Raw genomic sequence first — 18,959 nt, 5'->3', positions numbered from 1 at the left:
TTCGCGGAACGAGCGAGCATGAGATTACTCGCTACTTCTTTCTCCCTGCTCGCGGCGCTGACGTTGATCGCCTGCAGTCACGGCAACTCGTCTTCGAGCTCGACGACGCAGCAGTCGACGGCGGCGCCCGCGGCGGCGGCGTCAACGGTGGCATCGCCCGGCGCCGCAGCCAACGGCTCGGTTCCGGCTTATCCCCGAGCGACTGCGGTGATGAGCGGCTCGTCGTTCGGAACGTCGGGTTCGGTCTCCACGACGACCGACTCGTTCGATACCGTATACAACTGGTACCGGTCGCACTTGCCCGCCGGAGCCGAGATGATGCGGGCCTCCGCGAGCGGCCAGCAGACCGCGGTATTCAAAGTCGGAAACTCGTCGGTCGCCATCAACTCCCAAAACGGCAAGACCGAGATCACGATCGCAAACAGGAACCCTTAGCGATGTCGGTGCGATACGAGAGATCGTACGCACCGAACGCCGCCGAGAGCGCGCGCACGCCCTCGTACGCACGCGCGCGCGCACGCTCGAGGTCCTCGCCGGTCGCGGTTACGGTCAGGACGCGCCCTCCGCTCGCATCGACGGCACCGTTTCGCAGAACGGAGCTTCCCCAAAACATACGACAGGCGTCCGGTAGCGCGACGTTCGGCCTGAGGCCTGCGATCGGCGTTGCCGCTGCCGGGTACCCGCTCGTCGCGAGGACGATGCCGACGCACGACCGCGGCGAAAATGTGACAGCATCGGCGTCGAGTTTTCCGCTCGCAACCGAGCGCAAGAGCGCGGCGAAATCGCCTTCGATGCGCGGCAGGAGAACTTGCGCTTCAGGATCGCCGAAGCGCGCGTTGAACTCGATGACGAACGGGCCGTCTTTCGTCCACATCAAGCCGCAGTAGAGCGCGCCGAGGTAGCGCTCTCCCTCCGCGACAAGCCCTCGCTGCAGCGGCTCGAGAATGCGTTCGCAGACGATGGACTCGAAGTCCTCGGGAAAGCCGCACGGGGGAGCGTACGCACCCATGCCGCCCGTATTTGGTCCGGTGTCGCCGTCGCCGGCGCGTTTGTAGTCGCAGGCGGCGCCGAACGGAACGAGCCGCTCGCCGTCGCACAGTGCAAAGAGACTCAGCTCTCGCCCTTCGAGCAGGTCCTCCACGAGGACGTCATTCCCGCCACCCGGCACGCGCGAGGGCCCGTACCATTGCCCGAGCGTTGCCCTGGCGGACTCGCGATCGCGCGCGACCACCACGCCCTTTCCGGCAGCCAGTCCGTCGGCCTTGATCGCGACGCCATCGCCGCGCTCCTGGAGCGCGCGCAGCGCGGTGTCCAGCGAATGCGCGACGCTCGCTCGCGCCGTCGGGATGCCGTGACGCTGCATGAAGCGCTTCGCGAAGATCTTACTCGACTCGAGCCTCCCCGCGGAGCGGTTCGGTCCGAAGACGGCGACGCCCGCCTCACGCAGACGGTCGCCGACGCCTGCGGCGATCGACGTCTCCGGTCCGAGAACCGCGAGATCGATGCGCTCCTCCAAACACCGTCGCGCGAGCACCTTGCCGTCGGTCGCAGGAATAGCCCAGTTGATGCCGCGGGAGGCCGTTCCGGCATTCCCCGGCGCCGCGAAGACCGCTTCGCACGACGCAGACTCCGAGATGCGCCACGAAAGAGCATCTTCGCGCGCGCCTCCGCCGACGACGAGCACGCGCATCACCGGCGCCCGCTCATTCCCATTCGACGGTTGCCGGGGGCTTTGAGGTGATGTCGTACGCAACGCGGTTGACGCCGCGGACTTCGTTGACGATGCGCGTCGAGATGCGCTCGAGCAACTCCGGCGGAAGGCGCGCCCAATCCGCGGTCATGCCGTCCTCGCTCGTGATCGCGCGGACCGCGACGAGGTTCGCGTACGTGCGGCCGTCACCCATGACGCCGACGCTGCGCACGGGGGTCAGCACGGCGAAGTACTGCCACGGGTGCGGGTCGAGGGGCGCGGCATCGATCTCCTCGCGCACGATCGCGTCCGCTTCGCGCACGATGCGCAGACGTTCTTCGGTGACGTCGCCGATGATGCGAACCGCCAAGCCCGGTCCCGGAAAGGGCTGGCGGCTCACGATGGGCTCGGGCAGTCCGAGGACGCGCCCGAGCGCACGCACCTCGTCCTTGAAGAGCGAACGCAAGGGCTCCAGTAACTCCAGCTTCATGCGCTCCGGAAGCCCGCCGACGTTATGATGCGACTTGATCTTGTGACCGGCCTTGCTCTGCGGCGTCTTCGATTCGATGACGTCAGGGTAGAGCGTTCCTTGCACGAGAAAGCGCGCGCCGGGAATCGCGCGCGCCGCCTCCTCAAAAACGCCGATGAACTCGTGCCCGATGGCGATGCGTTTGCGTTCCGGATCCTCCACGCCGCGCAATGCCTGCAGGAAGCGCTCGCGGGCGTCCACGACGCGCACGTCCAGCTGCAGCACGTCGCGAAAGGCCGCCACGACCTGCTCGGCTTCGCCGGCGCGCAGCAAGCCATGGTCGACGAAGACGCACGTCAACTGCTCGCCGACCGCGCGAGCCACCAGCGTGGCCGCCACCGCCGAGTCGACGCCGCCCGAGAGAGCGCAGATCGCGCGCGCGTTTCCGAGGGTCGAGCGAATCTGCGCGATCGACTCGTCGACGAACGACTCCATCGCCCAATCGGCGGGCACGGCGGCGATCTCGTGCAGAGCATTCGCGAGCACTGCGCGACCGTACTCGGTGTGCACGACCTCGGGGTGAAACTGCACGCCGTAGATGCGCCGCGCGGCGTCACCCATCGACGCAACGGCGCAGCGCTCGGTGGAGGCAAGCGTCGCAAACCCGGCGGGAAGCCGCACGACGGAGTCGCCGTGCGACATCCAGACGCGCGACGTCTCCGGGACGCCCGCGAAGAGCGCAGACTCGCGCGCCTCGACGTGCAGGATGGCAGGGCCGTACTCGGCTCGGTCGAGCTTCACGAGCTCCCCCCCGAGTTCGCGCGCAAGAAGCTGCATGCCGTAGCAGATCCCGAACACGGGGACCCCGCTCGTGAGAATTGCCGGATCGAGCCTGGGCGCGTCGGGGACGAGCACCGACTCCGGGCCGCCGGTCAGCACGATGGCCTTCGGAGCACGTGGCGCAAGCGTACTCCAAGGCGTATCGTGAGGCAGTATCTCGCAGTAGATGCCGAGCTCGCGCGTCCTGCGCGCGATCAGCTGGCTGTACTGCGCGCCGAAGTCGAGTATGAAGACTATACGGCGCTCCTCGCCGCAGCGATCGCCTCGTCGTAGTTCGGTTCCTGCGCGACCTCGCGCACGAGTTGCACGTAGCGCACGCGACCCTCACTCCCGACGACGATTACCGCGCGCGCAAGCAGGCCGAGCTCTTTGATCTCGAGACCCGTAGCGCGTCCGAAGCTGTGATCGAGATAATCGGAGAGCATCTGGAGCCTGACGTCGCCCTGCTCCTTCGCCCAGCGCGCCTGTGCGAAGGGAAGATCGCGGCTCACGACATACGCCGTGACGCCCTCGGGCAGCTCCCCGACGCGCGCGTTGAACGTCTTCGACTCGAGGGAGCATACGCCCGTATCGAGCGATGGAACGACGATCAGCAGCGCCGCACGTTTTCCCTCGCTGAGACGCTGCGGCGTCACCGGCTGGAGGTCCGCTCCCACCAGCGTGAACTGCGGCAGCGGATCTCCGACGCGCAGCTCCGGTCCGACGAGCGTCTTCGGCTCGCCTTTGAACGTTACGGCGCCCGGGCGCTCGGTTACTACGTGGGTCGTCATCGAAACCTCCTAACTCCTAGGTGCAAACAGCGTCGAGGCATTCCGCATCGCGTGCCATGACTACTTCCATGGCGATTCTCTCGCCGACGGAGACGTCGCGGTGCCAACGGTAGCTCGAGTAGGGCGTGAAGCGCGTTCCCGGCGAGCCCGGGATACGCAAGGAAACATCGTAGCAGACGAGCGCCTTCGGCGGGCCTGCAACGATCGCGCACTGCAACGCGAACGGCCCGATGACGCCCGGAGGCATCGCCTCGCGCGCCGCCGCGACGAAGGCCTCACCCATCGCAAATGCCGATTCGAGCATCGACTCGGTCATCGTCGCGGCGATATGACCGGCTTCCTCGAGGCGCATCGGAATCGTCCGCACGGCATCGAACGCACTCGGTGGAACGTTTCGCAGCCCCTCGAGGTTCGTCTGCCGCCGCATGTCGGTCCCGAGCAATTCGAGCTCGCGTAACACCGGTGAGTAAAAGAAGTTGAGGTTGATGGCGGGCCCGAGCAGATACTCCTCGATCACGGCGCTCGCGAGGCCGGCCTCGCTCAACGCGCCTTCGTCGATGAGCCTCGCGGCCGCTTCGCGGTACTCCCGCGGCGACGAGCAGAGAAAGAATGCGCGCTCGAACGTCACGCGCGCGTGCGGCGCCTTCACCATGACGAGCCGGTCGATCTCCTCGGGCGCAGAAAACTGCAGCGGGTGGAGGATTCCGGCTCGCCGGAGGAGCGCATACTGGTTGTCGCTTTCGTCTCGTTCCTCGGCGCGCAACAACCGGCGGTTTCCGAAGAACGGCACCCGCATGCCTCGTTCGATCTCGTCGTACGTGTAGCGTTGGCGCAGGTACACTTCGAACGAGCGATTGGGGACGAAGATGGCATTGCGCTCGAGCAGCAACGATTGAACGTCCGCGTCGAGGATCTGCGCGAACTCCTCGAGCTCGATCACCTCGTCGACGCAGCCACGCTGCGGCGGCCCGGCGTGACGCCGAAAATACTGCGTGTACGTGCGCTCGCGGCCGCGGGCCGTCACGACCAGGCTACGCAACCCTTGCGCGCGAGCGCCGGCGGCGACATCGAGCGCGGAATGGCTGCCGATGCAGCAGAGCGCGATGTCAGTCATCAACGCGAATTCTCTCCATCATCCGCCGAGCCACGAACGCCGAGTACGCAACGACGACGGTGAGCCCGGCGATCGTGGTCACGAACGCGGTGACGAGGGCAATCGGATTGGGCTGGGCGTCGTATATTGAGAGACCGCCATGTCCGAGCGGCCGCGCCGGAAGCAGGTACGGAAAGATCGTCGCAGCCGCCTCCGCGAGAAGCGTCGAGACGAACGCGCACGAGGCAAGGAATGCGGCAACGTCACGCTCGCGCAAGATCCATCGCCGCAACAGCAGTAACGCAACGATCGAGAGCAGCGCAACCGGGGCCACGGGTGAGAGAGCGAGCGTGGATCCGCGCACCGCGAAGGTCGCGGCCGTCACCGCGACGTAGCCGCCGGCGCTCACCCACCAAAGGTGCGAGGCGAGGCCGCGTACGCGCTGAGAAAATGCGCCATCGACACGTAGACTCAAAAATGCGAGCCCGTGCTGCACGAGCACGAGGACCGCAAAGATGCCGACGAGCAGCGCGTAGCCGTTGAGAAGATACGCGAGCGTCCCCATGAAATACCCGTGCGCGTCCAAAGGAAGGCCGCGCAGCAAGTTGCCGAGTGCGATGCCGAAGAGGGCCAACAGCAACGCGCTCGATGCCGAAAAGGCCGCATCCCAGAACTCTCGCCATAGGACGCTGTCGAAGTGTCCGCGTAGTTCCATCGCAATCCCTCGGAACATCAGCAGCCAAAGCACCACGATGAATGGAAGATAGAATCCTGAGAACGCCGAGGCATACGCCTTGGGGAAGAGCGCGAAGAGCACGGCACCCGTGGCGATGAGCCAAACCTCGTTGCCGTTCCAGAAGGGACCTATCGCACGTATTGCAGCCGCTCGTTCGCGCTCGTTTCTCGCCACCGCCGACAGCGACGTCGCGATGCCGAGGTCGTAGCCGTCGAGCATCACATAGACGGTCAACATGCACGCGACCAAGGCAAACGCTGCGATGGTCATGGCGCGCTGACCGGACCCTTCCCGATCTCTCGCAGCATAAGATGCAGAACCAGAACGCCGAGCACGAAGTACATCCCCGCGAAGCCTAGGAGCGTAAAGAGCGCCTCGCCCGCCGGAACGGTGGCCGAGGCTGCAGCGCTGGTTCTCATCACGCCGTAGACGATCCACGGCTGCCGGCCTACCTCGGTGACGATCCAGCCCGCTTCGTTTGCGATGTACGGGAAAGGCATCAGCAGCATGAGCGCCCACAAGACGGGGCGCGCACCGTAAAGCTTTCCCGACACGAGTAATACGCCGCCAAGGGCACACACGGCGACAAAGATCGTGCCGAGCCCAACCATGATATGATAGGCGTAGTAGGTGAGCTCGATAGGCGGACGTAGCGCCGACGGGTACGCGTCGATTCCGCGAACGTTGGCCTTCCAGTTACCGTACGCCAGATAACTCAGAAGACGCGGCACGTAGATCGGATCGACGAGACGCTGCTGTTTCACATCCGGCATCCCGATAATCGCCAGCGGCGCGCCCGCTTGAGACGTGAACAACCCCTCCATAGCCGCCAGTTTTGCCGGCTGCCACCGTGTGACGTCGGCGCCGTTTCCGTCGCCCGTCGGAAAGATCGCAATCAACGAAAAGAGCAGTCCGACGATCGTTCCGTCTCGCACGAATCGCCGCCCGAGCGCTTCGTTACGGTGCGCGAGGAGATAGTACGCGCCGACACCCGCCACGATAAAGCCTCCGCTGATGAGCGCACCGGTCAGAACGTGCGCAACCTGCCACAATGCGAAACGCGAAAGCAGTACGGCCCCGAGGTTCGTCAAGCCGATGCGCCCATCGGGGACGATGGTGTAGCCGACGGGATGCTGCATCCACGCATCCGTGCACACGATGAAGTACCCGGAAAGCCATGCGCCAAGGCACACCAAGACCGCGGAGAGCGCGTGCAGCCTCGCGCCCACGAAGCGACGGCCATAGAACAAGACGCCGAGGAAGACGGACTCGAGGAAGAACGCGTAGACGCCTTCGAGCGCAAGCGGTTGCCCGACAACCGCTCCGGTCCTCGCTGCGAATGCCGCCCAGTTCGTCCCGAACTGAAACTCCATCGGGATTCCAGTTACGACGCCGGCAGCGAAGTTGATCGCAAAGATCTTCATCCAGAAGCGCGCCGCACGCTGCGCTTCCTCGTCCCGGCCGCCGGCAGCCTTGTACGTGTACCACGCGACGAACGGCGCGAGGCCCATCGTCGCGATGGGAAACAAATAATGAAACATCACCGTGAAGGCGAACTGCATCCGATCGACGAGAACCGCGCTCACGCTACGCGACGTTCACGGTAGAGCATCTCCGAGCAGTGCCTGCGCCTGCGGCGAGTCCTGATATTCGACCGTGAGGACGCCCCGCAAGTGGCGCGCTTCTTCTTCCACTGCCGGCGTCGACATGCGCCCGAGCATCCGGATGCACGCGTAGAGCAGTTTCGCCATGTCGCGATCGCGGGGATAGACTCTATGCATGTCGTCAACGGAGCGCGCGACCTCGAGCGCGGCGCCGCTCTCACGATTTCCGTAGCGATAATCGAGCATGAAGTTTACGCGCTTCATCTCGTTCTCGATGCCGAGCACCGACATGCGCAGCGGCCCGAAGTATTCGTCCGCAGGAGCGAGCGTCGTCATATAGACGTCGTGCGGCATGACGCTCAAATGCGCGATGATCTCCAGCTTTCCGAGCCTGCGGAGCCGCTCGACGGCGATCGCGGCGTTCGCACGATCGTCTGCCGTGTAGCCGGGAACGTTGGCGATCGCGGCCCGTGCGGCATCGACGAATGCGCCTGCATACGAGTCGGGAAGATTGGCGATGGGGAATGCCGGCTGCGCTGCACGCGCGAGCGCCTTCGAACGCCAGGCCGGGTCGTGCGTCAGCTCCCATCCGCGCCAGTCGGCCTCCAACGGCAGCACGTCGGCTTGAACTTCGTGCGGAAACTGCTGGGCGAGCGCGTCGGCGTCCTCGTCAGCGAAGCGCGCGAGCGCCACGGGGTGATCGCCGTCTTCCGCGTCGACCCGCTCGAGCAAGGTTTGGGCCGACTGAACGAGATCCGGATCGTTGACGTGGTTCATCACCCAGACGGACGCTTCGCGGACGTACCACGTCGCAGCGTCGTGATTGGTGAGCGGATCGTAATGCAGCGCGGCTCCGATCTGGACGGTCAGCGTTGCCAGCTCGCCGTACGCGGGGTCGTCAGGCCGCTGCAGCGAGTACGCGCGGCCGGCGTTGAAAATCGTCGACAAGTACGAGAGCTGATCGAAGTAGTCCCAACCGTTGGCCTGCGCCTTTGCGTAGGCCGCTTTCATCTGCTGGTAAAGCACGTGCGGATCGGCCTCGAGCGTCGCGCGCGCGGTGCATGGGACGATGCAGAGTGCGATCGCGAGCAGCGCCGCGCTACAGGACGCTCGAATCATCCAGCACCGTCGCGAGCGTATTGCTCAGCAGCGCGTTCTTCAGCTCGCGAGCGATCCGCCTGCCGGTCGACATCGGCTCCGAGTAGTACAGGTACGAATACGGAGAGCCGTCGATAAAAAGGTTCGTTCCGGCGACGATCCGCGCCGAGATCTCCATCACGTAAAACTGCATGTCCGGCGTGATGATCGTCTCGATGCAGAAGGCGCCGAACAATCCCTTCGGCCCGCAGAGCTCGCGGCTCACGCGCACGACGTTCTCTCCCATGAGATACGCTTGCGCGAGCATCGATTCGCGCAGGCTCACCGGCTGGTTGCCGACGACGACGTACGAAGGATCGACGTTCATGCCCTCCTGCGCAGCGGCCGGAATGCGCCCTAAGGAGTCGACGTTCGTCTCGTACCGGCGGTCCATCGAGAGAATCTCCAGGCGGTTCTCGATCGGCGAATAGAAGTAATGAATGTACAGCGGTACGCCGATGACGTACTCCTGGATGATGTACGCCTCTTGCAGGCGCGCTGCACGCGCCTCGAAATCCACCGCGTCACGAATGAACATATACCCCTTGCCTCCGGCCGCTCCATAGAGCTTTACGATGACCGGCCGGTCGATCTCGGCTCCGCTGTGGAACTGGCGCGGCAGAAGCAGTCCGGCACGCGAGAGCCAGTCGCGTTGGAGGTCGCGGCTGGCTTCCCAATCCAATACGGCTTTGTTCCCGAAGTACGGAATCGTCATCCGCTTGTGCTCCTCGAGCGATAGATACGCGACGAAGGATCCGTGCGGCACGATGATAACCCGCCGCTTCTGAAGCTCCGCGACGATCGACGGAAAATCCGCATAGCGCGGTAACGAGATCACCTCGTCGACGAAACCGAAAGAACGATAGAGGCTCTCCGTCTCGGCGTTGACGATGGCAAGCGTCGGAAACCCTTCGTCGTGCGCGCCCTTGAGGATTTGCAGGGCCGAATGCGATCCGAGCGTCGCGATTGCGTACGGAAGGTTCACGAGCCGACGACCGCCGTTTCAATCGCAGGGTTGCACAGCAGGGCATCCCGCGCGCGCTCGAGGACCGGCGGCGGAACGGGAAGACCCTGCTCGTCGGTGAGACGCCATGCCTGCATCGATGAGGCCTCGTCCGCGCGGATCCAGATTTCGCCAGCCCCGGGCGCGCCAAGCCGCACGACCTCGATCTCGTGGAGATTCGGGTTGAAGAGGGACTCGTCGCGCCGGACGCACTCGAGCGCCGCGTCGTCGTCGCCCGCGGGTACGGCAATCAGCGTTGCGCGTTCGACGCGCGCCACCGGCACGCCGAGGCGCCGTAAAGCCACGAGCGCCGTGTACGCGGTCGTGTCGGGAACCTTCAGGCGGAGGGCGACTCTGCGCTGCGTCACGAGGCCTCTACTCCACGAACGAAGCTCTTGAAGAGCGCCGCGTGCGGCGGAAAGACGCGCTCGGGATGCGGCATGAGCGCCAGAACGTTGCCCTCCCGATTCACGAGCCCTGCACAGTGCAGCGCCGACCCGTTCGGCGTCGCAGCATCGTCGACGCGGCCATCCGCGTGCGCGTAGACGAAGGCGAGGTGATCGCCCGTCTCGAGTTCTTCCATCTCGCAAGCCCGCGCGGCAAGCCGGCCCTCCCCGTGCGCCGCCCACGCGGGCAGCACCGCATCCCGGGGCAGCGCGGCGGTTATGCTCGAGCGCCGCGGCTGGACCGCCAGCTTGACGTAGACCTTCTTGCAAATGAAGTGCGGCGGAACGTTGTGCGTGAATGCGGCCGTGGGACGGCGCGCGTCCCCCGTTCCGGGAACGAGACCCGCCTCGAGCAGAATCTGCGCACCATTGCATATCCCCATGACGAGTTTGCCGTTGCGCGCGCCATCGATCACCGGATCCATCATTGCGTCGTGCGCCGCCACGGCGCCGGCGCGAATGCGATCTTCATACGCGAAGCCTCCGGAAAGCACGTAGCCGTCGTACGCTCCGAGCGTGTGCGCGCGGCTCCAATGCACCAAGTGCGCGTCTGCGCCGCATGCGCGGAGCAGCCGCACCGTCTCCTCCTCCGAGTTCGTGCCGGGGAAGATCACGACGGCGACGCGCTTCACGCGTAGATCTCGGCGAGCGGTCGCATCCACGCGTCGTGCACAGCGCGAACGTTCCATCTCGTCTTCCCGAATACGATCGCCGGCTCGTCGAGCACGCTTCCAACCCGCTCTCCAAACGGGGTGGTCGTCTCCATGAGGAAGCCGCCGCGATCCACTCCCGCGATGCCGTCCGGCATGCACACGCCGAGCGCGCTCCCCGCGCGCGCCGACGCGAATGCCATCTCCACGGCTGCCGCGCATGCGTCGCCGCCGGTTATCGCACGACATGCGAGGACTTGCCCCTCCTGCATCGCGTGGAGTACCTCATCGAGGTCTTGCGCGAAACACAACGCCGAGCCCGCGCGCTTCAACGCGGGCGTGACGGTGCGCGCGACGTCCTCGATCGCGCCGATGCATGCGACGATGGCCGATGCCGGAACCGCTTTGCCCGCCGAGCTTTCATTATAGAAGCTGACGTTTCCGGAGACGAAGGGCAGGCCGAGGCTACGCGCCGCACGCTCCAAGCCGTCCACGGCTGCGACGAACTCGGCGTAGTGCTCGGGGTTGGTGGGATTGCCGAAGTTGAGGCAATCCGTGAGACCGATCGGGCGCGCGCCCACGGCGACGACCTTTCTCACCGCCTCGAGGACCGCGCATTCGGCAGCGAGCCGAGGATCCACGACTCCGTAGCGGGGATTTCCAGCGACGGCAACGGCAACGCCCAGTGACGACCCTGGAATGGGAGCGACGACGCCTGCATCGCCATAACCGCGCGGCAGAACGGTACAGCCGCGGACCACGGCATCGTAGCGACTGTAGAGCGGCTCGCGCGAGCATCCGTCGAGCGACGAGAGAAACGCGGCCACGCGCGGCGGCGGCTCGAGCCTCTGCGCACTGGTATACTCGCCGCGCGCGACCGCGAGCTCGAGCGGCTTCGTAAGGAGCTCGATGTCGACGTCCATCACCGTCTGCCCGTTGTGCCTGAGTACGTATCGCGGCTCTTTCGTCACGCTGCCGATGACGACGGCACGCGCGTCGTACGCAATCTCGGGAAGCGAGAACTCCTCGTTGTAGACGCGCAGTACGTCCGCGACGACGTCGGGCGGCAAGATGAAGAGCATGCGCTCCTGCGTCTCGCCGACCGCGAGTACTTCCGGCGGCAGGTTCGCCTGCGCGACGTTGATGCGGTCGAGGTCGATGCGCGCACCGTAACCCCCGGAAGCGCAGATCTCCGCGCTGCATCCCATCACGCCGCCCGCACCGAGGTCCTTGCAGGCCGCGGCGATTCCGCGCTCGCGCAGCAACGCGAAGACGCGATACGTCGCGCGCATGAGCACGTTCTTCAGGAACGGGTCGGGCACTTGAACGGCGCCTCTGTTTGCAGCGTCGTTCTCTGCATCGAGCGCGAGCGATGAGAACGACGCGCCTCCGAAGCCGCTTGCGTCCGTCGCCTTACCGACGAGCACGAGCGGCCAACCTTCGCTTCCCGGAGGCGCGAATGAGTGCACGATCTGGCTCTCCTTCACCAGGCCGAGCGCGATCACGTTGACCAGGCAGTTCTCGTTGAACCCTTCGTGAAAGAAGACGTCGCCGGTGAGATTCGGCACGCCGATCGCATTGCCGTAGGCCGAAATCCCGTCCACGACCGCCTGCGCGACGTGCCGCTGATGCGTACCGGGCGTCGCGACGTCGCCGAAGCGCAGGGCGTCCGCTATCCCGATCAGCTGCGCGCCCATGCAGAGCACGTCGCGCACGATGCCGCCGACGCCGGTTGCCGCGCCTTCGAACGGGACGACCTGCGAGGGATGATTGTGCGATTCGTGAGCGGCGACGACGGCGTAGCGCTCCCCCTCGTGCTCGCCGAGGTGAAGGATGCCCGCATCCTCACCCGGACCGAGCACGACGCGTTCGCCGCTCGCCGGAAGGCGCCTCAGTTGCGCTCGACTGGACTTATAGCTGCAGTGTTCGCTCCACTGTGCGTCAAATGCGTACAGCTCCACGCGCGTGGGCTCGCGCCCGAGCGCCTCGGCGATGCGGCGCCGCTCGTCACCGTGCAGCGCAACGTCGATCAACGTGAGTCGAATCCGGCGACCGCCTCGGCAACCTCTTCGTAGGCGCGCTTTACGCGCGCGAGACCTTCGGCGTCGCTCTGCGCCAGGTTCCGATAGATCTGCTTGTCGAGCATCGTCTCCTCGCGTCCCTGCGGCCAGATACGCCACGAGTCGTTGTCGACCACGTCGGCGAGCACGAGCTGGCCGTTACGCTCGCCGCCCGTCAGCCGCCCGAACTCTACCTTCAAATCGACGAGCGTGACGTTGCGGTCTTGCCACGCCTCTTCCAGAGCGTCGAACGTCGCGCGCGCGAGCGCACCGAGCCGCTCCACCTCCTGCGGGCTTGCAATGCCGCGCGCGACGATCTCGTCGACGGCGATCATCGGATCGTGGTGCTCGTCGTCCTTGAGGAAGAACTCGACGACGTGCGGCTCGAGGCGAGTGCCGCGCGGCACGCCGGGGTTACGCCGCGCATACGAGCCCGCAACGACGCGGCGCACGACGACCTCGAGAGGAATCATCGCGCAACGGCGCACGAGCATCGCGTTGTGGTCTACGTCTTCGCCACCTCCGAGATAGTGCGTGGGCAAGCCGCGCCGGTTGAGAAAACGGAAGACGCGCGAGGTCGTCAAGGCGGCAAGGCGGCCCTTGCCGGAGATCACGTCGCGGCGCGCTCCGTCACCCGCCGTGATCGCATCCATCTGCTCCACGATGAGCCGCTCCGGCTCGCCGGCACATTCGTAGAGAACTTTGGTCTTGCCGCGTGCGATCTCCGCACCCTTGCTCTGCTGCATCATCCTACCTCGCGTTGCTCCGGGAACTTCGCGAGCGCATCGATGCGTTCCGCGAGCCGGCGCGCGCGAACGGGCGCCGTGCCGACGTGACCCCCCGGGTCGAGCAGCCGGCGAATCTCCGCGGGGTCGACGCACGCCCTGAGCGTGGCGTTCTCGGCCAGCAACTGGGCGAGCGGGTTGTCCTCTCCACGCTCGAGCGCGGCCCATGCCGACATCGCGGCATCGCGAAGCTCGGCGTGCAGCTTTTGGCGATCGGCGCCGGCACGCACGCCCTCCATCATGACCGCCTCCGTGCCGGAGAACGGACCGTACGTCCGAAGGTTCTGCGCGACGCGCCGCTCGTCGACGTGAACGCGATCGACCACGCGATACGCGAGTGCCAGCAGCTCGTCCGTGCAGAGCATCGCTTCCGGCAAGATCGTCCGCCGGTTAGCACTGTCGTCGAGGGTGCGTTCCAGATAGTTCGTCGCGGCATTCTGCCAGGCGACCGATGCATAGGCAGGAAGCAGGCGCGCCAGCGAATCGATGCGCTCGCTCAAAATCGGATTGCGTTTGAACGGCATCGCAGAACTGCCAATTTGCCGTTCTTCAAACGGCTCGGAGAGCTCGCCGAACGGTGGAGCGCTCAAGATGCGAACGTCGGCCGCGAACTTCGACAGCGACGCGGCGAGCGCGGCAAGCGCTGAAAGCAGCATGTAGTCGAGCGAGCGGGAGTAGACTTGGCTGCTCACGTCGCGAGCCTCGAGCCCGAAGCGTGCGAGTACGCGCCGCTCCATCTCCTCCGACGCGCCGTTACCGCCCAGGAGCGCCTCGTACGACGCACTCGTCCCGACCGCTCCGCGCATTCCTTTCGCACGCAACTGCTCGAAGACGAACCGCAGATGATCGTAGTCGGCAAGGAGGTCCTGCGCGTACAGCGCGAGGCGATACCCCACCGTCGTCGGCTCGGCCGGCTGCAGATGCGTAAACCCCATGCACGCGAGGTCCGCGTGCTCCCGAATGCGCTCGCCAAACCGCCCGAGGAGCCGGCGCAGCGCCGCTCCGAGCGCCGAGAGCGCGCGGCGCAGCCGGTAGATCTCGACCGTGTCCTCGACGTCCATCGACGTCGCGCCGAGGTGCAGGCGCCCTCCGCCGACGGCCGCCTGCGTCGCAAAGAGGCGCAACTCCGCGACGAGATCGTGATGGGTCTCCCGTTCGATCTCGAGCGCCGCTTCCACGTCCACGTCGTGCGCGTGCGCGCGAAGATCCGCAAGCTGCGCGGGGCTCACGAGCCCCGGCTGCGCCTCGGCAAGCGCTATCCACACCGCGCGCCAGAGCCTGCGCCGCTCGCGCTCCGAGAAGAGCGCGCGCAGCTCCGGGCTGCCGTACCGCCACGAAAAGGGCGATGCGTAACGGTCGAACGTCAACGGCGCCCCAGCATGGCGCACTCTGCGCTGATGCGCTCGACCAACGTACGATAGTCGGCGGGGTCGCTTCCGGCTCGTCCGGTCACGATCGCCTCGACGCCATGCACCGCCCGCTCGTAAGCGTTACGCGCGCGGGTCGCGCCGATGCGCCGCGCGATCGGTCGCAGCGCGCGCTCCCGCCACGCCAGACGCTGCGGAATCGTCCCGCCCGGACGCGCAAGATCCCAAAGCAGCGCGTATTCGGTCGCGAGCGCCGACAGCAGCGGAATCGCAGCGCCGCGCGGATCGAGCGCAAAGAGCTCTTCGACGATCGAGAACGCTTCGGCAACTCGGCCCTCGACGAGCGCGCCCGCGTACCGATACGCCTTCGGATCCTCCACGACCAGACTCTCGCGCTCGAGATCCTCGAGCCCGATGCGTTTGCCGCCGAGCGAGAGCTTTTCGAGGTCGTTGCGTACCGCGGCAAGATCTGCAGTGCTTGCAACCAGCGCCGCGATCGCGCGCAGCTCGGCCTTCGCACCGAGCGTCGCGAGCGTCTCCTCGACGAATCGCCGGCGAACGTCCTGCGTTGCCGTCGTGTCGATGCGCAACGCCGTCCTTCCGGCGAGCGCGCCGAAGGATTGCGGGCGCTGCGATCGCGGGGAGAGCAAGTCCATCACGACGAGCGTGTTGCCTTCGGGGACGCTCTGCGCCGCCTCCCACAGATCGCGCCGCTCTTGCGCCCGAAGCGTCTGCGCGTCGCTCACCGTGACGACGCGACGCTCGGCGAGAAACGGCATCGCCTGCACGGCTTCGCGCACGCCGGCAGCGTCGCCCACGTCGCTCGCCGCGATTCGCACGAGGTTGAGATCCCGCACCTCGAGCGGAAGCAACCGGTCGAGCAGGGCACCGAGGGCGCGCTCCGCGAGCGTTTGCTCCGTTCCCTCGACGATCACGAGCCGGCCGATTGCCGGCGCTTTGTCGACGAACTCATAGAACTTCACCGAATGCTCTCGGCATAGGGCGGTCGCAGCACGCCGTGCTCGGTGATGAATGCCGTGATCAGCCGGTGCAGCGTCACGTCGAAGGCCGGGTTGAAAACGCGCGCCTGCGCTTGCGCCACGCGCGTGCCGCGAATCGTCGTGATCTCATCGGGATCGCGCTCCTCGATTGGGATGCCGGCGCCGCTTTCGATCGAAAGGTCGAACGACGAGCGCGGGGCGGCGACGTAGAACGGGATGCTGTGGTGCGCGGCGAGCACGGCAAGTGCATACGTGCCGATCTTGTTTGCGGTGTCGCCATTGCGAGCGATGCGATCCGCTCCGACGATCACGAGATCCACGTTCTGCCGCGCCATCGCGAAGGCGGCGGCGCCGTCCACTTGCACGATCGCGTCGACGCCGGCCTCGCGCAGCTCGAGCTCGGTCAAGCGCGAGCCTTGAAGCAGCGGGCGCGTTTCGTCGATGAAGACCGTCGGCCGCTTTCCCGCGCGATGCGCCGCCAGGATGACGCCGAGCGCCGTCCCTCCGGCCCCCGTTGCGAGCGCTCCGGTATGGCAGTGCGTGATGATGCGGGCGCGATCGGGAATCAGCTCGAGGCCGTGCTGTGCTATTGCGGCGTCGACGGCCGCCTGCTCGCGGTGGATCGCCTCTGCCTCGGCCAGCTTGTCGTCGGCCGCCATGACGCGGTCGACCGCCCAGGCGAGATTGACGGCCGTCGGCCTGGCTGCGCGCACGCGCGCCGCCGCAGTCGCGAAGGCTGCGTCGTCGGCGATCGTGCGGCGAAGAAGCGCAACACCGTACGCGCCAAAGATGCCGATGCACGGGGCTCCCCGCACCGCAAGCGATGCGATCGCATCCACGAGTTCTTCGACCGTGCGCGCTGACTCGACGCGAACGTCGATCGGCAGCGCGCGCTGATCGACGTAGCGTACGGCGTCGCCGGCCCAGGCGACGGCTGCGGGAAGCTTAGACTCCGGCAGGAACGCGGGCGGCGTAGCAGTCGCGGCAGTAGACCGGTCGATCGCCGCGGGGACGGAACGGGACGGTGGTGTTGACGCCGCACTGCGCGCAGACCGCTTCGAAGCTCGGTCGCGTCGAGCCGCGCGTTGCATCGCCGCCGCTTGAGCGCCGCGCCTGACGGCAATCGCGGCAGCGCACGGGCTGATTCACGAATCCACGCTCGGCGAAGAACTCTTGCTCGCGGACGCTGAAGACGAACTCGGCGCCGCAATCTTTACAGGTAAGAATCTTGTCTTCCACGTTAAGGACCCTCTGCGTCGTTGATCGAGGCCCCTTCTATGCGCCCCGGGACTGCGAATCCCTGCGCCCCGCGCTACGCTCGGAAGCCGGCGCGGGGAAGGTCCGAGGGCGTGACCGTCAGGAGCGCGGCGGCCAGCGCGGCGTCGTACCCTTTGTCGCCGCGCCCGGGATCCGCGCGCTCCTCCGCTTGCTGCTGCGTCGTCGTCGTCAGAACGCCGAAGCCGATCGGGACGCCCGTCGAAAGCTGCACCTGCATGATGCCGCGCGCGCACTCTGCGGCGACGAACGTGAAGTGCGGCGTTGCGCCTTGGATCACCGCCCCGAGTGCGACGAGCGCGTCGAAGTGCTCCGCCGCAACGAGGTTCCGGCAGAGCAGCGGAATCTCGAAGCAGCCGGGAGCTTCGTACAGTGCGACGTCTTCGTCGCGCACGGCGCAATCGCGCAGCGCGCGCCGCGCCCCCTCGACCAGCCGATCGGCAATCTGCGGATAGAAGCGCGCCACGACGAGTGCGAAGCGCTTTCCGCCGCAATCCGGGAGCGCAGCTGCTCCGCGGTCGCGTTTCACGAGACCAGGTGACCGAGTTTTGCGCGCTTGGTCGCGATGTAGCGCTCGTTGTGCGGCGTCGGCAGCGTGTGGAGCGGAACGCGGGATGCGATCGTGAGGCCGTATCCCTCGAGCCCGAATATCTTCTTCGGGTTGTTGGTGATCACGCGCATCGCGCGCACGCCGAGATCGTGCAGGATCTGCGAACCGATCCCGTAATCCCGCTTGTCCACGGGAAGTCCGAGCGCGATGTTTGCCTCGACGGTGTCCGCACCGCGATCTTGCAGTTCGTACGCGCGCAGCTTGTTCGCAAGCCCGATGCCGCGGCCTTCCTGGCGGAGATACAAGAAGACGCCGCGCTTTTCTTCGGCGATCATCGCCATGGCGCCGTCGCGCTGTGCCGCACAGTCGCAGCGCAGGGAGTGGAGGGCATCACCCGTCAAGCACTCCGAATGGACGCGCACGAGAACGTCCTTTCCGTCACCGATCTCCCCCATGACGAGCGCGACGTGCGCGTTGCTATCGACGGTATTCTCGTAGGCGACCCCGCGCCACGTGCCGTTCGTCGTAGGAAGCGTGAACTCGGCCACGCGCTTGACGAGCTTCTCATTGCGCATGCGATACGCGATCAAGTCCTTGACGGTGATGAGCTTCATGCCGTGGCGATCAGCAAAGCTGCGCAAGCCGTCGCGCCGCTCCATCGTTCCGTCGTCGGCCATGATCTCGCAGATGACGCCCGCCGGGTACAGCCCGGCAAGGCGCGCGAGATCGACGGCGGCTTCGGTCTGTCCGGCGCGTACGAGCACGCCGCCTTCACGCGCGCGCAGCGGAAACGTGTGCCCCGGGCGTAGGAAGTCAGACGGCCGCGCTTCGGGATCGAGCAACTTCTTGATGGTCGCCGCACGGTCGGGAGCGGAGATGCCGGTCGTCGTGAGGCCCCGCGCCTCGACCGAGACGGTGAAGGCCGTCTCGTGCAGCGCCGTGTTGTCGCTCACCATCTGAGGGAGTTGGAGCTCGTCCAGCCTTCGCGCCGGCAGCGGAACGCAGATGAGGCCGCCGCCATGCCGGCGCATGAAGTTGATAGCGTCCGGCGTCACCATCTGCGCGGCCATCACGAGGTCGCCTTCGTTCTCGCGATCCTCGTCGTCTAGGACGACGACCATCTTGCCGACGCGGATATCGGCGACGGCTCCCTCGATCGCATCGAAGGGGTTCGAATCCCCTGTCAGCTCCGACGCGAGGGCCGGGATGACATGCGTCAAGCGCTGCAGCGTTCTATAGGAAGGCTCGCGCCGTCCGGCACGCAGCAGCGATATGGCCGATTCCGTCAAGCCCGAGCGATCCGCGAGCTCGGCAGCGCTCAGTCCCGCTCCCTCCATGGCAGCGTTCAACCGCCCGGCAAACCCTTTCTCCACACGTCAAGATTAGAATGGGAGTTTACGAATGTCAAGTCGATATACATGAGTCGGGTTTGCCCATAAAGGGCGTTTGTGGCCCTCTTTTGTGGGCAGCGCCGTGCTTTTAT

The 18,959-nt window shown here is 66.1% G+C and carries 19 protein-coding genes; 1 reads left to right on the top strand and 18 read right to left on the bottom strand.

What is annotated here, in order from left to right:
- Window positions 1-18 precede the first annotated feature (18 nt).
- Window positions 19-435, top strand: a complete 417-nt coding sequence (locus VMV82_01340) for a hypothetical protein (protein ID HUY40200.1) — start codon at window positions 19-21, stop codon at window positions 433-435.
- Here VMV82_01340 and purD read toward each other — a convergent pair.
- From purD to VMV82_01250, 18 genes are all read right to left on the bottom strand, one after another.
- Window positions 410-1,690, bottom strand: a complete 1,281-nt coding sequence (gene purD / locus VMV82_01335) for a phosphoribosylamine--glycine ligase (GenBank protein HUY40199.1) — start codon at window positions 1,688-1,690, stop codon at window positions 410-412. The genes VMV82_01340 and purD overlap by 26 nt on opposite strands.
- 13 nt (window positions 1,691-1,703) lie before the next feature.
- Window positions 1,704-3,236 (bottom strand): glutamine-hydrolyzing GMP synthase, encoded by a 1,533-nt coding sequence (guaA, locus tag VMV82_01330; protein HUY40198.1) that lies wholly within the window; start codon window positions 3,234-3,236, stop codon window positions 1,704-1,706.
- Window positions 3,233-3,769 (bottom strand): thiol peroxidase, encoded by a 537-nt coding sequence (gene tpx / locus VMV82_01325; protein HUY40197.1) that lies wholly within the window; start codon window positions 3,767-3,769, stop codon window positions 3,233-3,235. Before tpx ends, guaA begins: the two co-directional genes overlap by 4 nt.
- 16 nt (window positions 3,770-3,785) lie before the next feature.
- Entirely contained in the window at window positions 3,786-4,883 is a 1,098-nt protein-coding gene (locus VMV82_01320; protein HUY40196.1) for a DUF1297 domain-containing protein, read from the bottom strand.
- The gene (gene cydB / locus VMV82_01315; GenBank protein ID HUY40195.1) at window positions 4,876-5,868 is read right to left on the bottom strand and encodes a cytochrome d ubiquinol oxidase subunit II; all 993 of its coding nucleotides are present in this window, start codon (window positions 5,866-5,868) and stop codon (window positions 4,876-4,878) included. The genes VMV82_01320 and cydB overlap by 8 nt, the downstream gene beginning before the upstream one ends.
- A complete protein-coding gene (locus tag VMV82_01310) occupies window positions 5,865-7,184 on the bottom strand; it encodes a cytochrome ubiquinol oxidase subunit I (protein HUY40194.1) in 1,320 nt (439 codons plus the stop codon). The genes cydB and VMV82_01310 overlap by 4 nt, the downstream gene beginning before the upstream one ends.
- A gap of 12 nt (window positions 7,185-7,196) precedes the next feature.
- Entirely contained in the window at window positions 7,197-8,321 is a 1,125-nt protein-coding gene (locus VMV82_01305) for a hypothetical protein (GenBank protein HUY40193.1), read from the bottom strand.
- Window positions 8,302-9,324: a formate--phosphoribosylaminoimidazolecarboxamide ligase gene (locus VMV82_01300; GenBank protein ID HUY40192.1), complete on the bottom strand. Its 1,023-nt coding sequence runs from the start codon at window positions 9,322-9,324 to the stop codon at window positions 8,302-8,304. The genes VMV82_01305 and VMV82_01300 overlap by 20 nt, the downstream gene beginning before the upstream one ends.
- Complete coding sequence (locus VMV82_01295) at window positions 9,321-9,710, bottom strand: hypothetical protein (protein ID HUY40191.1); 390 nt, start codon at window positions 9,708-9,710, stop codon at window positions 9,321-9,323. The genes VMV82_01300 and VMV82_01295 overlap by 4 nt, the downstream gene beginning before the upstream one ends.
- A complete protein-coding gene (purQ, locus tag VMV82_01290) occupies window positions 9,707-10,420 on the bottom strand; it encodes a phosphoribosylformylglycinamidine synthase I (GenBank protein ID HUY40190.1) in 714 nt (237 codons plus the stop codon). The genes VMV82_01295 and purQ overlap by 4 nt, the downstream gene beginning before the upstream one ends.
- Window positions 10,417-12,471 (bottom strand): phosphoribosylformylglycinamidine synthase subunit PurL, encoded by a 2,055-nt coding sequence (gene purL / locus VMV82_01285; protein HUY40189.1) that lies wholly within the window; start codon window positions 12,469-12,471, stop codon window positions 10,417-10,419. Before purL ends, purQ begins: the two co-directional genes overlap by 4 nt.
- The gene (locus VMV82_01280) at window positions 12,468-13,247 is read right to left on the bottom strand and encodes a phosphoribosylaminoimidazolesuccinocarboxamide synthase (protein ID HUY40188.1); all 780 of its coding nucleotides are present in this window, start codon (window positions 13,245-13,247) and stop codon (window positions 12,468-12,470) included. Before VMV82_01280 ends, purL begins: the two co-directional genes overlap by 4 nt.
- Complete coding sequence (gene purB / locus VMV82_01275; protein ID HUY40187.1) at window positions 13,244-14,671, bottom strand: adenylosuccinate lyase; 1,428 nt, start codon at window positions 14,669-14,671, stop codon at window positions 13,244-13,246. Before purB ends, VMV82_01280 begins: the two co-directional genes overlap by 4 nt.
- A complete protein-coding gene (locus VMV82_01270; GenBank protein HUY40186.1) occupies window positions 14,647-15,633 on the bottom strand; it encodes a hypothetical protein in 987 nt (328 codons plus the stop codon). The genes purB and VMV82_01270 overlap by 25 nt, the downstream gene beginning before the upstream one ends.
- Window positions 15,630-16,610: an S-methyl-5-thioribose-1-phosphate isomerase gene (gene mtnA, locus VMV82_01265; protein HUY40185.1), complete on the bottom strand. Its 981-nt coding sequence runs from the start codon at window positions 16,608-16,610 to the stop codon at window positions 15,630-15,632. Before mtnA ends, VMV82_01270 begins: the two co-directional genes overlap by 4 nt.
- Window positions 16,597-16,890, bottom strand: coding sequence for a zinc-ribbon domain containing protein (locus VMV82_01260; protein ID HUY40184.1), 294 nt, complete (start codon window positions 16,888-16,890; stop codon window positions 16,597-16,599). The genes mtnA and VMV82_01260 overlap by 14 nt, the downstream gene beginning before the upstream one ends.
- A gap of 73 nt (window positions 16,891-16,963) precedes the next feature.
- A complete protein-coding gene (gene ribH / locus VMV82_01255) occupies window positions 16,964-17,455 on the bottom strand; it encodes a 6,7-dimethyl-8-ribityllumazine synthase (GenBank protein HUY40183.1) in 492 nt (163 codons plus the stop codon).
- Window positions 17,452-18,849, bottom strand: a complete 1,398-nt coding sequence (locus VMV82_01250; GenBank protein ID HUY40182.1) for a bifunctional 3,4-dihydroxy-2-butanone-4-phosphate synthase/GTP cyclohydrolase II — start codon at window positions 18,847-18,849, stop codon at window positions 17,452-17,454. Before VMV82_01250 ends, ribH begins: the two co-directional genes overlap by 4 nt.
- Between the last annotated feature and the right edge of the window lie 110 nt (window positions 18,850-18,959).

The sequence above is a fragment of the Candidatus Dormiibacterota bacterium genome, from assembly GCA_035532035.1.
Lineage (GTDB): Bacteria > Vulcanimicrobiota > Vulcanimicrobiia > Vulcanimicrobiales > Vulcanimicrobiaceae > Tyrphobacter.
This window is presented reverse-complemented; position numbering and strand designations above follow the sequence as displayed.